General features: G+C 61.3%; 14 protein-coding genes. 11 read left to right on the forward strand and 3 right to left on the reverse strand.

From position 1 onward, the window contains the following. The first annotated feature begins 240 nt into the window (after nucleotides 1-240). On the forward strand, nucleotides 241-1,440 hold the full coding sequence (locus AB7783_RS28980) for a multidrug effflux MFS transporter (RefSeq protein ID WP_441279539.1): 1,200 nt from the start codon (nucleotides 241-243) through the stop codon (nucleotides 1,438-1,440). Between the two features lie 40 nt (nucleotides 1,441-1,480). After that, nucleotides 1,481-1,963, forward strand: a complete 483-nt coding sequence (locus AB7783_RS28985) for an anthrone oxygenase family protein (RefSeq protein WP_093759414.1) — start codon at nucleotides 1,481-1,483, stop codon at nucleotides 1,961-1,963. A gap of 33 nt (nucleotides 1,964-1,996) precedes the next feature. On the opposite strand, the gene AB7783_RS28990 is transcribed toward AB7783_RS28985, so the two are convergent. From AB7783_RS28990 to AB7783_RS29000, 3 genes are all read right to left on the reverse strand, one after another. Next, entirely contained in the window at nucleotides 1,997-4,246 is a 2,250-nt protein-coding gene (locus AB7783_RS28990; protein WP_441279540.1) for a TonB-dependent siderophore receptor, read from the reverse strand. Between the two features lie 182 nt (nucleotides 4,247-4,428). Then, nucleotides 4,429-5,232, reverse strand: a complete 804-nt coding sequence (locus tag AB7783_RS28995) for an SDR family NAD(P)-dependent oxidoreductase (protein ID WP_441279541.1) — start codon at nucleotides 5,230-5,232, stop codon at nucleotides 4,429-4,431. A 96-nt stretch (nucleotides 5,233-5,328) separates the two neighbouring features. Further along, nucleotides 5,329-7,524 (reverse strand): TonB-dependent siderophore receptor, encoded by a 2,196-nt coding sequence (locus AB7783_RS29000; protein WP_441279542.1) that lies wholly within the window; start codon nucleotides 7,522-7,524, stop codon nucleotides 5,329-5,331. A gap of 327 nt (nucleotides 7,525-7,851) precedes the next feature. On the opposite strand from AB7783_RS29000, the gene AB7783_RS29005 reads away from it, so the two are divergent. The 9 genes from AB7783_RS29005 to AB7783_RS29045 all read left to right on the forward strand — a co-directional run bounded on the left by AB7783_RS29005 (nucleotide 7,852) and on the right by AB7783_RS29045 (nucleotide 14,144). Beyond that, nucleotides 7,852-8,499 (forward strand): glutathione S-transferase family protein, encoded by a 648-nt coding sequence (locus AB7783_RS29005; RefSeq protein ID WP_441279543.1) that lies wholly within the window; start codon nucleotides 7,852-7,854, stop codon nucleotides 8,497-8,499. 5 nt (nucleotides 8,500-8,504) lie between these two features. After that, complete coding sequence (locus AB7783_RS29010; RefSeq protein WP_441279544.1) at nucleotides 8,505-8,870, forward strand: nuclear transport factor 2 family protein; 366 nt, start codon at nucleotides 8,505-8,507, stop codon at nucleotides 8,868-8,870. 251 nt (nucleotides 8,871-9,121) lie between these two features. Then, complete coding sequence (locus tag AB7783_RS29015; protein WP_441279545.1) at nucleotides 9,122-10,018, forward strand: hypothetical protein; 897 nt, start codon at nucleotides 9,122-9,124, stop codon at nucleotides 10,016-10,018. Between the two features lie 190 nt (nucleotides 10,019-10,208). Continuing rightward, nucleotides 10,209-10,625: a YciI family protein gene (locus tag AB7783_RS29020; protein WP_315840746.1), complete on the forward strand. Its 417-nt coding sequence runs from the start codon at nucleotides 10,209-10,211 to the stop codon at nucleotides 10,623-10,625. Between the two features lie 27 nt (nucleotides 10,626-10,652). Then, nucleotides 10,653-11,078 carry a YciI family protein gene (locus AB7783_RS29025; RefSeq protein WP_439073097.1) on the forward strand — a complete coding sequence of 142 codons (426 nt, stop codon included), beginning with the start codon at nucleotides 10,653-10,655 and terminating at the stop codon, nucleotides 11,076-11,078. A gap of 163 nt (nucleotides 11,079-11,241) precedes the next feature. After that, the gene (locus tag AB7783_RS29030) at nucleotides 11,242-11,946 is read left to right on the forward strand and encodes a TetR/AcrR family transcriptional regulator (RefSeq protein ID WP_092139180.1); all 705 of its coding nucleotides are present in this window, start codon (nucleotides 11,242-11,244) and stop codon (nucleotides 11,944-11,946) included. A 107-nt stretch (nucleotides 11,947-12,053) separates the two neighbouring features. Then, nucleotides 12,054-12,533, forward strand: coding sequence for a DUF2852 domain-containing protein (locus AB7783_RS29035; protein ID WP_441279546.1), 480 nt, complete (start codon nucleotides 12,054-12,056; stop codon nucleotides 12,531-12,533). Between the two features lie 386 nt (nucleotides 12,534-12,919). Then, nucleotides 12,920-13,633, forward strand: coding sequence for a protein TolQ (gene tolQ, locus AB7783_RS29040; protein WP_068733549.1), 714 nt, complete (start codon nucleotides 12,920-12,922; stop codon nucleotides 13,631-13,633). Between the two features lie 37 nt (nucleotides 13,634-13,670). After that, the gene (locus AB7783_RS29045) at nucleotides 13,671-14,144 is read left to right on the forward strand and encodes a biopolymer transporter ExbD (RefSeq protein WP_093759405.1); all 474 of its coding nucleotides are present in this window, start codon (nucleotides 13,671-13,673) and stop codon (nucleotides 14,142-14,144) included. Nucleotides 14,145-14,175: the final 31 nt, after the last annotated feature.

The raw sequence follows: 14,175 nt of genomic DNA on the forward strand, positions 1-14,175 counted from the left end.
CGCTTTCTTACCTCTCCCCGCACCTGCGCGGGGAGAGGTCGCCGCGTCTTCGCGGCGGGTGAGGGGCGGGACACGATGCCAACCGCTTGATTGGCATGTAGGGCTCGCTTCCGCTACAAGGCGCCCCGTCAGATCATTGGTGTTGTGAGAGGCTGTGCCTTGCTCCTCATCCCAGCCGGCGTGTCACGATCAGCGATCGAAGATGCGTCCCGGCCACGTTGAACAAGAAAAGAAAATCCCATGTCCGCCTTTACCCGCAACGCCGTCGTGCTCGGCCTGCTCTCCGCCGTCGGTCCCTTCGCCATCGACATGTATCTGCCGGCGCTGCCGGCGATCACCGCCGATTTGCACACCACGACCTCGGCGACGCAGATGACGCTGATTGCGTTCTTCATCGCCTTCGGCCTGTGCCAGATCGCTTATGGTCCGCTATCCGACGTCTATGGCCGCAAGGCGCCGCTTTATGCAGGTCTGACGCTGTTCATCGCCGGGTCGATTGGTTGCGCGCTGGCGCCGGGTGTGGCGTGGCTGATCGCGTTCCGTTTCGTCCAGGGACTCGGCGCCGCCGCCATGGGCGTGATCCCGCGTGCCATCATCAGGGATCTGCACACCGGCCCTGAGGCGACCAGGCTGATGGCGTTGGTCATGCTGGTATTCTCGGTATCACCGATCCTCGCGCCGCTCGGCGGAAGTGCGCTGATCGTTCCATTCGGCTGGCGCGCCGTGTTCGTTGCAACGACCATCGCAGCCGTCATTGCCCTTGTGCTGGTGGCCTCGCTGCTGCCGGAGACGCGCCCCGCGCATGAGCGCATCTCGGGCAGCGTGCGCAATGTGCTCGGCAGCTTTGGCGAGCTGCTGCGCGACTGGCACTTTCTCGGGCTCACCTTCATCGGTGGCCTCGGCATGGCGAGCTTCTTTGCGTTCCTTGCGACATCGTCCTTTGTCTATATCGGGCACTACGGCCTGACGCCGACGCAATACAGCCTGGCTTTCTCGGTCAACGCCATCGGCTTCATCGGCGCCTCACAATTCGCGGGTTTCCTCGGTGGCCGCTTCGGCATGGGCCGCGTGGTGATGGCGGCGGTGTCGGCCTATGCGTTTTTCGCAGTCGTGCTGCTGGCGCTGACACTGGCCGGCTTCACCAGCCTTGCCGTGCTGATTCCGCTGCTGTTCGTGTCCTTCGCCTTCCTCGGTGTGGTGATCCCGTCCACCATGGTGCTGTCGCTGGAGAACCACGGCCCCATCGCGGGCATCGCATCGGCGCTGGGCGGTACGCTGCAGATGGTCAGTGGCGGCGTGATGATCGGCGTGTCCGGCCTGTTCTTTGACGGCACCTCGTTGCCGATGGTTGCGACCATCGCCTGCACGGCGGTTGGTGCGCTTGCCGTCAGTATCGCCACGCTGCGCCCGCGCGAACTTTCGCCGCAGCTCGCGGAGTAGTAAAACTGCTAGGCTGAGCACCGACAGGGTCGAGGTGAGGATGGGACGAATGTCGTTCGGCCTGACATTTGCGGCAGCGATAGGCTCCGGCCTGATGGCCGGGCTGTTCTTCGTATTCTCGGTCACGGTGATGACCGCGCTCGGCAAGTTGCCGGCACCGGCCGGTATTGCCGCGATGCAGTCGATCAACAGCACGATTCTCAGCCCGCTGTTCCTCACCGCTTTTATGGGCACGGTGCTGCTCTGCGTCATCATCGCTGTGATCGCGGTACTGAACTGGTCGCATCCGGCGTCACCCTATCTCGTCACGGGTGCGCTGCTCTATACCGTCGGTACCTTCCTCGTCACCGTTGTCTTCAACGTGCCGCTGAACGACGCGCTCGCTGCCGCACCCGCCGACAGCGCCGAGACTGCAAGTCTGTGGACGCGCTATCTGTCGGTCTGGACCGGCTGGAACCACGTGCGCACGGCGGCATCCACCGGCGCGCTGGCCTTTTTTATGCTGGGGCTCCGCGTTCTCTAGAGCGTTTTCGAGCAAAATGGGTATCGGTTCGCCTCAGAACCGATACGTCGCGGTGCTCAGCAGCGTGCGGCCCATGCCGTAGAAGCAGTCGCCGAACGACAGACAGGTGGCGATGTTGCGGGTATCGGCAATGTTGGTGGCGTTGAACTGCAGCCGCCACGGGCCGTTGTCCCAGCGCACCATGGCGTCGAACAGCGTGTAGTCGGGCGTGCGTAGCACGTCGATGCCGTCCCAGGATTCGCCGATGTAACGCACGCCGGCGCCGACGGTGACCTCAGGCAGGCCGAGCGAGGCCAGGCGATATTTGCCCCACAATGAGGCCTGCTGCTGCGGCACGCTGGCGACGCGCTTGCCGGCATTGTCACCGGACTCGATCCGCGCGTCGGTATAGGCATAGGCGCCGATCAGGTCGAGATTGGGTGTGACGCTGGTCAGCACTTCCAGTTCGGCGCCCTTGATCCGCACCTGGCCGGTCTGGATCGAGAAGATCGGATTGGACGGGTCGCCGGACAGCCGGTTCTTCTCGGTGGTGTCGTAAAATCCGACATTGATCGCTGTGCCGGCGAACGGATTGTACTTGACGCCGACCTCATACTGCTCGCCGCGCACCGGCTTGCAGAACGCGGCGCAGGTGCCGGCGCCGAAAATCGGATTGAACGATTGCGCCCAGGACACATAGGGCGTCACGCCGAACGGCAGCTCATACATCAGCGCGGCGCGGCCGGTGGTGGCCCTGTCATTCTGGGTGGGCAGTCCCTCGACACTATAGCTGACATAGTCCTGCCGCACGCCGAGCAGTGCCAGCCACGGGCCCAGCCGCATCTGGTCCTGGGCATAGAAGCCGGTCTGGCCCTGCTGCGCCTGGGGATCGTCGGTCAGCGACGCGGAGAAACTGCTATAGACCGGTGCATACAGGTCGAACGGCCGCGGATCGAGGCCGCTGCCGCTGCGGGTTTTCTCGTGCAGACCGAGATAGTCGATGCCCACCAGCACCTTGTGCGACACTGCGCCAGTCTGCAGCTTGATTTCGGCATTGCTGTCGGAGGTGAAGGCGTCCTTCGCGGCCTGACGGGCATAATAGATCCGCTGCACGGTACGCCGGCCGGCGTCGAGGAATGGGTTGGTCGGGTTGGAATACAGGTCCGGATACATGATGGCGTAATCGCCGTCGGTGTGGCTGTAGCGGAAGCTTTGCTTGATCTTCAGCACATCGCCGAAGCTCTGCTCGTAGAGGCTGGTGATGCCGCCGGTGGTGATGTTGTAGCGATCGTAATTCGGTTCGCCGGCGAAGCGGTTGACCGGGATATAGCCGTTGGGGCCGGGCTTCAGCACGCCCTCGATGGGCAGGAAGGCGCTGAAAGAGCTGGAACTGTCCTTCTGGTAGTTGCCGAGCACGGTCCATGAGATGTCATTGGTCGGGCGCCAGGTCAGCGACGGCGCCAGCAGGATGCGGTCGTTCGGCACGTAATCGACCTGCGAGTTGGAGTCGCGCAGCACGCCGACGAAGCGATACAGCCACTCGCCGTCCTTGGTCAGCTTGCCGGTGGAGTCCATCTGCAATTGCTTGCGGTCGAAGGAACCATACTGCACGCCGATCTCGTTGCGGGATTCGGCCTGCGGGCGCTTCGATACTTCGTTGAGAACGCCACCGGTGGACGAGCCGCCATACAGCACGGACGATGGCCCGCGCAGCACCTCGATGCGCTCCAGCGCATAGGGATCGCGGCGCCATTCCAGCACTTGGCTGGGCCGCGAGCCCTGCATGCCGTCGAGATAGCGGCTCGGCTCCTGGCCGCGGATCAACGTGTAGTCGCCGCGGGCATCGCCGCCGAACGGATCGGCGGTGACGCCTGGCACATAGCGCAGGGTTTCCTGGACAGACAGGCCGCCCTGGTCGGTGATGCGATCGGCGGTCACGACCGAGATCGACTGCGGCGTCTCGCGGAGTGGCGTGTCGGTCTTGGTGCCGCCCATGCCGCGATTGGCGAGATAGCCCTGAACCGGGCCGGTGGCGGTTTCCGCACGAACACCGGCAGCCGCGGTGGCAGCAGCAACTGGCGCATTGTTGCGCGCCGCAGCCTGGCGCGTTGCACGCGCGCGCGCCGTCGATAGGCGGGTCGCGCGCGCACGTGCGGCTGGGCGAACGGGTTGATCCACCACCACGGCTGGCAATGCCGTGCTGCCTTGCGGCGATTGCGCCTGCGATGGCGTCGTGATCAACGCCAGCATCGGCAGTGCCGTCCCGACCAGCCATCCCAGATGTGTGGAAGATTTGAATGTCATTTGCCCGCACCCCATACCAAGTGATGCAGGCGACTTATCACGCAGCGACGCAGCCGTAAGACGTCCGGGGCGTCATACAATTAGTCTGGAATTAGTATCTCTCTAAGGTGGCAAAGCTGCGCGATCGAATCGGCAGCCGTGCAATTGGATGATGCTGCGCGTCATCCGGGCGCTGACCTTCGCTAGCCGTTGATGCCCTCGCGCCGCAGCGTCGGCAGGCCGATGCCTGTGGCGTCGAAACCGCCGTCGACCGCCAGCATTTGGCCGGTGATATAGCTCGACCGGTCGCTGCACAGGAAGAAGATGGCGTCGGCGAGCTCGTCCTCGCCGCCATAGCGATTGAGCGGGATCGCATCGTGATAATCGGCGCGGATCGCGGGCGTATGCACGGCCTTGGCCATCGCGGTTTCCACCGGGCCCGGCGCCACCGCATTAACGCGGATGCCGAGCAGCGCCAGCTCGACGGCGGACTGCTTGGTGAAGTGAATGATGCCGGCCTTGCTGGTGCCGTAGGCGACGCGCAGCGTGGACGCGCGTAGCGCCGAGATCGAGGCGATGTTGACGATGGCGCCGCCGCCATGCTCGCGCATCAAGGGGGCCGCCGCCTTGGTGCACAGGAACGGGCCGGTAAGGTTCACGGCCATGATGCGTTCCCATTCCGCCAGCGTCGTCTCGAGCAGAGGCTTGAAATTCGCGATGCCGGCATTGTTGACCAGCGCATCGAGCCGGCCGAAGCGAGCCTGCGTGGCGGCAAAGGCCTTGTCGACAGCAGCGGCGTCGGAGACATCCGTATGCAGCGCCAGCGTGTTGTCGGGATCGTTCAGCGCCTTGACGCTGGCATCGAGCAGCTCGCCCTCGATATCCAGCAGCGCAACGCGATAGCCCTCGCCGAGAAAGCGCTTGGCCACGGCAAGGCCGATGCCGCGTGCGGCGCCCGTGACGAGTGCAACCTTGCGAATCTGTTCCTTGCCGTCAGCCTTGGTCATGTCCTGCCCTGTGTCTTGATCACTTCAGGGCTGTTTAGAGAACGACAACGGCCGGGACAAGCCCGGCCGCGAACTGGTTGTGGCAGGTCTGACCACTCAGAACCGGTAGGTCGCTGACCCCAGCACTGTGCGCCCGATGCCGTAGAAGCAGTCGCCACGCGCGAGGCAGGTGGCGAGGTGCCGTTTGTCGGTGATGTTGCTGGCGTTGACCTGGAAACGCCAAGGGCCTGTCTCGTATTTGATCATGGCGTCGAACAGCGTGTAGTCCGGCGTGCGGAGCGTATCCGTGCCGTCCCAGGACTCGCCGATATAACGCACGCCGCCGCCGAGGGTGACGTCGCGCAGACCCAGCGACGTCAAGCGATAGGTGCCCCACAGCGATGCCTGGTGATCCGGCACGGTTTCCACATGCTTGCCGACATTGTCGCCGCTTTCAACCTTGGCATCGAGATAGGAGTAGCTGCCAATCAGTCTGAGGTCGGGCGTCACCTGGGTGATGACCTCGAGCTCCACGCCACGGATACGCACCTGTCCGGTCTGGATCGAAGCGATGAAACCATTTGCATCGGGCACGGATCCTGAGGCCAGCCGGTTCTTCTCGACTGTGTCGAAAATAGCGCCATTGATCGCGGTGCCCGGGAATGGATTGTACTTGAAACCGACCTCGTAGATCTCGCCGCGCTGCGCCTTGCAGATCTCGGCGCAGACATTGGCGCCGAAGATCGGATTGAACGACTGCGCGTAGGTGACGTAGGGGTTGAAGCCAACAGGCGTTTCATACATCAGGCCCACGCGGCCCGTTGTGGCCTTGGTGTCTTCGTCGGGGCTGCCTGCGACGCGGTTGCTGACATAGTCCTGTCGAACGCCGACCGTGGCGAGCCAGGGGCCGAGCCGCATCTGGTCCTGCGCGTACAGGCCGAGCTGGCTTTGCCGCACCGCGGGGGTGTCGGACAACACAGGCGCCGTAAGACTGGTGTAGACGGGAGCATAGAGATCGAACGGTGTTGGATCAAAGCCACCGCCTGAACGTGTGCGCTGGTTCAGGTCGCGATAGTCGAGGCCGAACAGCATCTTGTGCGAAACAGGTCCGGTCATCAGCTTGAGCTGGACATTGTTGTCCATGGTCAGGCTGTCCTTGGCCACTTCCTGGCTGGAAATGTAGCGCGCCACCGTTCGGTGCTCCGGATCCAGAAACGGATTCGAGGGATTTGAGTAGGAATCCGGGTAGGCCGTCCGATAGATGCCTTCGACATGCGTGAAGCGTAGGTTCTGGGTGATTTTCACAGCATCGTTGAAGCTGTGTTCGAACAGGCTGCTGAAAGCACCGGTCTCGGTCTGGTATTTGTCGTAGCCGGGATAGCTCGCGAAGCGATTCACCGGAATGAAGCCGTTCGGCCCCGCGAACAGCGTGCCTTCATGCGGCAGGAACGCCGTAGAGCTGCCGCTCGTGTCCTTCTGATAGGTGCCGAGCACAGTCCAGCTGGTGTTGTTGGTCGGCCGCCAGGTCAGTGACGGTGCCAGCACGATGCGGTCGTCCTTGGTGAAGTCGGTCTGCATGTTGCTGTCGCGGAAGACGCCGACGAAGCGATACAACCACTCGCCATCTTTGGTCAGCTTGCCGGTCGTATCGATCTGCACCTGCTTGCGGTTGAAGCTGCCAAATTGAACGCCGATCTCGCTCGCCGCTTCCGCCTGCGGGCGCTTCGAGATCAGGTTGATCAGGCCCGCCGTGGACGTGTCGCCGTACAGTACGGACGCCGGTCCGCGCATCACCTCGATGCGCTCGGCCGTATAGGGATCGGGCCGCCATTCGTTGAACCGATAGGCGTCCGCCGCGCGCGTACCGTCGAGATAGATATTGGGGTCCTGACCGCGGATGCGCGGATAGTCGCCGCGTGAGTCCACACCGTAGGCGTCGGCGAAGACGCCCGGGATATAGCGCAGGGCATCCTGAACACTCGTCGCGCCCTGATCGGCCATGCGATCGGTCGTGACCACCGTGATCGACTGCGGCGTCTCGCGCAGTGGCGTGTCCGTCTTCATGCCAGTGGTGCTCTGCCCGGCGAGGTAGCCCTGGACCGGACCCGTGCCGGATTCGAAAGCTGCAGCAGCCGGAGCGGCGGTCGCGGCCGGCGCCGTCGGCCCCCGCGCTGCAGTTCGACGGCTGGCGGCGGAGCGCGTCGTCTGCGACCGCTGCGGACGTGCCGGCGTGGCACGCGGTTTGGCCTGCTCGACAACGACGGGCGGAAGCTGGCTCTGCGCCTGCGTCGGAGCTTCGATCGCGAAGGTCATAAGAACTGCGACAGACGCTCCGAAGAGTCGCTGTGAGGTTTGGGAAATGGCCACGCTTACGCTCCTTAGCTAATTTTCAGCTAAGGCGGTAACGCGCGCGTGAGGCGGTGTGAACGGCAAACCATCGTTTCCACAGACCGCGAGTTTAGTATTGCTCCAGTTTGGAATTCCTTGATTGTTCCCGAGGCCCGGCTGCATGACTTCTGCGTCCGCCACATCGAAAAAGGGCCATGGGATGTCGGCAATAGAAAATCTCGTTCGTCCTGTGCACGGCGCCACCTGTCGGCGTCGTTTGCGAGCGATATCGTTCACCGATAGGAGGTTCCCTTGTCCCTCACATTGCATTTCCATCCGCTGTCGTCCTACTGCTGGAAGGCGCTGGTCGCGCTCTACGAGAACGACACGCCGTTCACGCCGCATATGGTCAATCTCGGCGATGAGGCCGAGCGCGCGGCGCTGTTGAAACTGTGGCCGATCGGCAAATTCCCCGTGCTGGAAGATGATGAGCGCGGCGCGATCGTGCCGGAGTCCTCCATCGTCATCGAGTATCTCGACCGGCATTTCCCCGGCCGCACGCGTTTCATCCCCGATGGCGACGCCGGCCTGCAGATGCGGTTACGCGATCGCTTTTACGATCTCTATGTGCACACGCCGACGCAGAAGATCGTCGGCGACCGTCTGGTGCCGGCTGACAAGAAGGATCCGCATGGCGTCGCCATGGCGCGGGCCCAGCTCACCACGTCCTATGGCATGATCGACAGGCAGATGGCGACGAACGTGTGGGCGATGGGCACAGCGTTCACGCTCGCCGACTGCGCGGCTGCGCCGGCGCTCTATTACGCGAACAAGGTGCATCCGTTCGGAGACGCGCATCGCGACGTCTCGGCCTATCTGGGCCGGTTGCTGGCGCGTCCATCATTCGCACGGGTGGTGAAGGAGGCGGAGCCGTACGCACACATGTTTCCCGAGGAGTGAGCATCATGAGTGCCGACAAGGCCAGGATCATCCAAGACTTGTTTGCAGCCTATTTGCGCAATGACCGCAAGGCCGTCGAAGATGCGTTCACGGACGACTTCACCTTTACGAGCCCGTTCGATGACGGGATCGACAAGCCTACCTATTTCGCCCGCTGCTGGCGTGTCGCCGACTGGATCGCGCAGCATGATCTTGAGCGTATCGCGGTCGATGGCGATGTGGCTTTCGTGACCTATCGTTGCGTGGCGAAGGACGGCAAGAGCTTTCGCAACACCGAAATCTTCGGCTTCCAGGGCGATCTCATCCGGTCGATCGATGTGTATTTCGGTGCGACGCATAGGAATGGGTTGTTTTTGAAGTGGAAATCTTAGCGCTCATTCTTCAGCAAGAATAAAAAGAGGTAAGGGGCAAAGCGAAGATTGCAGCCGAAGTATGCGGAGCTGCGCAACTATCCAATCGCGAAGAATAGCTTGAGTGGTATAGGATTCATTCGGGCTGTGTATAGTGGAATTAACGTTGTAGATTTGCATGAGAAGAATTGGCGGGGTGCGCGGTGCTAACTTCAAACTCTAAGAACGTAGTTGCGGAGATTCGAGCCACGATTGCAGCGCGTGAGTCATTGGTGCGAGCCCGTGTGCGGGGCAAGTTGCAGTTCTTAAGCCCATCTCTTCCTGAAGGAGTGGAGCGAAATCACTCTTCAGTCTTTTGGATTCTTCAGGCCCAGCTTGGCACTCTCGACAAGATGAAGAGCTCGTTCGCTCTGGAAGCTGAGCCTGGAACTTTTGAACTATTAGCAATCGCTCGCAATTTATTCGAGAATGTTATTTGGCTTCGCCTCTTCAACAGAGAAAGAGAGTATGGGCTGCTGTTTTACGAGCAGCTTCTCAAGCAACAAAAGCAAAATACGGAAATGTTCATAGCCAAGGCCAATAGCGAGATATCTCTCTTTCACGAGTTTGAGAGAATTGATGGAGAAAATCTCGACTTTTCATTCTTTTCGGTTTTGGAGGGTAATCCAACAGACGAGGAAATTCAGGCAGCGCAGGTTACTCACCGCAATTTGACCGATGATCTTGATAATAAGGCGCGTCGCGCCTTTTCCATTTACGCTAGCGCAGCAAAATTCAATGGCTATGGATATCAATGTAACATCATTCGAGAGAAGGAGTTGCCGCGTCAGCTCTTACAGCTCGCGGAAATACAGAAGAGTCTTGATAAACTTTGCAGCGCGAAATCGAGTATTCTTAGCGAGCCTATGTTTCGTTTGTCTAAGGTGCGTTGGAACTGGAAAGATCGCGCCAATGACGTCGGGATGATTGAACAGTACAATTTTCTCTACGCCTATACGAGCAGGTTGCTGCACTCGACCCCCATGAACCTAATTACTGAAAAGCAGCTTTCTGCTTCTGAATCTGCGATGATGCTCGATTATGCATTCATCACTATTCTTGACATTTTTGATTTAATCGATTCGTTTTCGTTTCCGGGGCAGGCAAATGTAGCGGTGTTCGACCTGTAACGAAGAGTACCGTCAGTTATGTCGGGTACGTCGCTCGTTTACGCGAGGATTTCGCCGTGCCTAGGGCGGGCTAGAAGTGCCGCTCCCGAAATTATTTCGTAAACGTGTCGGTGCCGCACAATCCCGTTCGTCTAGTTACAGAGGGTTCGTTGGGCAAGGCCATGGACCGCTAGTGAACAAGGAGAGACCGATGCGTTTCATGGTGATTGTGCATGCAAACAAGGACACCGAAGCCGGCGTGATGCCGACGACGGAACTGCTGACCGCGATGGGCAAGTTCAATGAGGAGATGTGCAATGCCGGCGTGATGCAGGCCGGCGAGGGGCTGCATCCGACCTCAAAGGGCGCGCGCATCGCCTTTACCGGCAGTGAGCCAGTGGTGAAGCAGGGGCCGTTCGATGTGACGCGCGATCTGATAGCGGGCTTCTGGCTGATCGACGTCGCCTCGAAGGACGAGGCGATCGCGTGGATGAAGCGCGCGCCGTTTGCGGCCGGCGACGAGATCGAAATCCGTCAGGTGTTTGCGGCCGAGGATTTCGGCGACGCCCTCACGCCCGAATTGCGCGAGAAGGAAGAGCGCCTGCGCGCGCAAGCCGCCAGGAAATAAGCGACGAGTTCAACGAGGATAGTGACCATGCGATTCATGATGCTGATGATCCCCGGCGGCTATGAAACTGCGGCGCCGGGCACCGTGCCGGAGGATGTCGAGCGCGTCGCGTTGATGATGGCCTATAACAAGGCGCTGATGGATGCCGGTGTGCTGATCACCTGCGATGGACTGCACCCGCCATCGATGGGCGCGCGGGTGTCCTTTCCATCCGGCAAGCCGGTGGTGACCGACGGGCCGTTCGCGGAATCCAAGGAAGTGCTCGGCGGCTACTGGATGATCGACGTCGCCTCGCGCGATGAGGCCATCGCCTGGGCCAGTCGCTGCCCGGCGACGCCCAACGAGGTGATCGAGATTCGCCAGGTGCAGGAAATGGCTGATTATCCGGAGGACGTGCAGGCCGTCGCCTCGGGATTTGAGGAAATGCAGACCACCGCAAAGCGGCTCGGCTGAGGCAAAATCACTGCGACGGGCATGAAACGGTCGTGTCGCAACACGGCCGCATGCCTGCCGCAGGATTTCCGCATGCGGCCGGCGTTGATTTGTTGAGGGAATTTGCGCCGGTCACACCGTTTTGGTGTGACCTTTTGGCCCGGCTCATGTTAAAGCCCTTCACATGAGCTGGCGCAAAGACAGCCGCGGCGAGCGCGGTTATCACCACGGAAATCTGAAAGAGGCCCTGCTGCAGGCAGCGCTCGGGCTGATTGCGGAGAAGGGGCCCGCGGGTTTCACCTTCGCCGATGCCGCGCGCACGGCCGGTGTCAGCGCGGCCGCGCCCTATCGCCATTTCCGCGATCGCGACGATCTTCTCGCCAGCATCGCGCAGCGTGGCTTCGAGCAGTTCGAGCAGGTGCTGACGGCGGCGTGGGATGATGGCCGTCCGAATACGGTCACGGCCTTCGAGCGGATCGGCAAGGCGTATTTGAACTTCGCCCGCACTGAACCGGCCTTCTATTCGGCGATGTTCGAATCCGGAATCCCCGTAGATTCCAGTCCTGAACTGGCCGCGGCGGGAGAACGTGCCTTCGGTGTGATCCGTGCGGCGGCAGAACGTTTGGCCGCCTTGACGCCGCCCGGTGTGACGCGTCCGCCGGCGATGATGATGGCGCTGCATATCTGGTCGCTGGCGCACGGCGTGGCCTCGCTGTTTGGCCGCGGCGATGCCGCGCGGCGCAAGCTGCCGATGTCGCCGGACGACCTGCTGGAAGCCGGCGCGCTGATTTATTTGCGCGGACTGGGCTTTCCAACCGACCAAAACGTCCACAAGTCCGACACATCTACAGCGCCCAAATCGGGTCCTTGGGGAACCGCCCCAAAATAATTCGCGGCGCTCCCCTTGCGGTCGCCTTGACAAAATCCGGCCGTGAGCTACGTATGTAAATGTTATTTACATTCACAAGCGGCATGGTGCCGCTGATGGAGAGGAAAATGGCCAACGCTGCAGATTACAATCGATGGGGTCCACCCGCCGATGATCGGGTGTCCTACCAGATGCGCTCACCATGGCACATCGTATTGATCGTGCTCGGTTTTATCATCTGGTGGCCGGTTGGCCTCGCACTTCTCTTCTTCACACTCGGGAGCAGAAAAATGGGTTGCTGGGATCGTAACGGCCGTTTCGAGAACAAGATGGAGCGGATGCAGTACAAGATGGAGCGCATGCGCAGCCGCATGGAGCGCTCAGGCTTCGGATCGGGCTTCGGCTTCGGCCCGCCGACCTCGGGCAACCGCGCCTTCGACGAATATCGCGTCGAAACCCTGCGCCGCCTCGAGGAAGAACAGCACGAATTCAAGAGCTTCCTCGATCGTCTGCGTCACGCCAAGGACAAGGAAGAGTTCGACCAGTTCATGGCGCAACACCGTCCAAAGCCGACCCCGCCATCGGATAACAATCAGCCGCAGGGCTAACAGCCCGGAACTGATAGGCGTCAGGCGGTAGCGCCCCCTTCGCCCGATGCCGACATCGCCGCCCGTCTGATCATTCAGGCGGGCGGTTTTGCTTTGTCACGGGCCCTTCACGAACAAGCGAATACCGCTTCATTTCTCGGCCAAAACACGCTTTGGTAACTCCGCATTAACCATGACTGGCGTCTGGTAAAAGCCGCAGAAACGCGTGCAAGCCCTTGTTTTGACATGTTGGCAGGGAATTTAGGGCTCGGCTTCGGACAAGCCCTCCATGCGACACAACAAGAACATTGCACTGGCGTTCCGCGCCGCGCGCGATGCGTGGCCGCGACCAGCGATGAGCAAGTCGCTGGCAAATTGAGGATTTTTGCGTTGAGAGGATACCGTTCATGAATCCGGCCGATGTGGCGCAGTCAGCCCTGCCGCTGGCTTCATCCGACGTTTCGCTGATCGCGCTGTTCCTGCAGGCCCACTGGATCGTGAAAGCGGTCATGCTGGGACTGCTGGGCTGTTCTGTGTGGGTCTGGGCGATCGCGATCGACAAGATGTTCCTGTATTCGCGCACACGCCGCGCCATGGACCGGTTCGAGCAGGCGTTCTGGTCCGGCGAGTCCATCGAGGATCTGTACCGCGCGCTGTCCGCCAAGCCGACGCAGTCGATGGCGGCGTGTTTCGTCGCGGCGATGCGCGAGTGGAAGCGGTCTTTCGAAAGCCAGGCGCGCTCCTTCACCGGCTTGCAGATGCGCATCGACAAGGTGATGAACGTCTCCATCGCCCGCGAGGTCGAGCGCCTCGAGCGCCGCCTTCTGGTGCTGGCGACCGTCGGTTCGGCCGGCCCCTTCGTCGGCCTGTTCGGCACCGTCTGGGGCATCATGTCGAGCTTCCAGGCGATCGCGGCGTCCAAGAACACATCGCTGGCGGTGGTCGCGCCGGGCATCGCCGAAGCGCTGTTCGCCACGGCCATCGGCCTTATCGCCGCCATCCCGGCGACTATTTTCTACAACAAATTCACGTCAGAAGTGAACAAACAGGCCCAGCGCCTGGAGGGGTTTGCCGACGAGTTTTCAGCGATCCTGTCGCGCCAGATCGACGAGCGCGTCTGATGGGTGACGAATTGAACCTTGAAGTGAGCACCCTGTCATGGGGATGAATATGGGCTCGGGCGGTGGTGGCGGAGGTCGGCGCGGGCGCCGGCGTGCTGCCGTCATGGCCGAAATCAACGTCACCCCGATGGTCGACGTCATGCTCGTGTTGATGATCATCTTCATGGTGTCGGCGCCGCTGATGACCTCGACCATCGATATCGACCTGCCGATCGCGAGCGGCGGCAAGTCGATATCGCAGAATGCTCCGCCGCTCACCGTGTCGGTGAAGCGCACCGGCGGTGGCTGTAATTCGGCGGTCGAAATGTATGTCGGCGACGCCCTGGTGCCGGTGAGTGAGCTCGACGCCAAGATCAAGGCGATCCGGGCGACGCGTTCGGAGACAGACAACACCGTGTTTCTCCGTGGTGACAAGGACGTCTGTTACACGGACATGATGAAATTGCTCGGCACCGTTCGCTCTGCCGGATTCAAGGCCAATATCGTGATCCTGCCGGAGCAGGGGACGTAAGCTCGTGGAACAGCCGGTTGATCTGGGCAGG

Origin of the sequence: Tardiphaga sp. 172_B4_N1_3, from assembly GCF_052076035.1 — a bacterium.
Taxonomy (GTDB): domain Bacteria; phylum Pseudomonadota; class Alphaproteobacteria; order Rhizobiales; family Xanthobacteraceae; genus Tardiphaga; species Tardiphaga robiniae.

Bases quoted from the DNA above. Each gene is read 5' to 3' on its own strand.
- AB7783_RS29025 (WP_439073097.1), top strand. From the start codon at position 10,653: ATGCGATTCATGATGCTGATGATCCCCGGCGGCTATGAAACTGCGGCG.
- AB7783_RS28990 (WP_441279540.1), bottom strand. From the start codon at position 4,246: ATGACATTCAAATCTTCCACACATCTGGGATGGCTGGTCGGGACGGCA.
- AB7783_RS29010 (WP_441279544.1), top strand. From the start codon at position 8,505: ATGAGTGCCGACAAGGCCAGGATCATCCAAGACTTGTTTGCAGCCTAT.
- AB7783_RS29035 (WP_441279546.1), top strand. From the start codon at position 12,054: ATGGCCAACGCTGCAGATTACAATCGATGGGGTCCACCCGCCGATGAT.
- AB7783_RS28980 (WP_441279539.1), top strand. From the start codon at position 241: ATGTCCGCCTTTACCCGCAACGCCGTCGTGCTCGGCCTGCTCTCCGCC.
- AB7783_RS29045 (WP_093759405.1), top strand. From the start codon at position 13,671: ATGGGGATGAATATGGGCTCGGGCGGTGGTGGCGGAGGTCGGCGCGGG.
- AB7783_RS29000 (WP_441279542.1), bottom strand. From the start codon at position 7,524: ATGACCTTCGCGATCGAAGCTCCGACGCAGGCGCAGAGCCAGCTTCCG.
- tolQ (WP_068733549.1), top strand. From the start codon at position 12,920: ATGAATCCGGCCGATGTGGCGCAGTCAGCCCTGCCGCTGGCTTCATCC.
- AB7783_RS28995 (WP_441279541.1), bottom strand. From the start codon at position 5,232: ATGACCAAGGCTGACGGCAAGGAACAGATTCGCAAGGTTGCACTCGTC.
- AB7783_RS29020 (WP_315840746.1), top strand. From the start codon at position 10,209: ATGCGTTTCATGGTGATTGTGCATGCAAACAAGGACACCGAAGCCGGC.
- AB7783_RS29030 (WP_092139180.1), top strand. From the start codon at position 11,242: ATGAGCTGGCGCAAAGACAGCCGCGGCGAGCGCGGTTATCACCACGGA.
- AB7783_RS28985 (WP_093759414.1), top strand. From the start codon at position 1,481: ATGGGACGAATGTCGTTCGGCCTGACATTTGCGGCAGCGATAGGCTCC.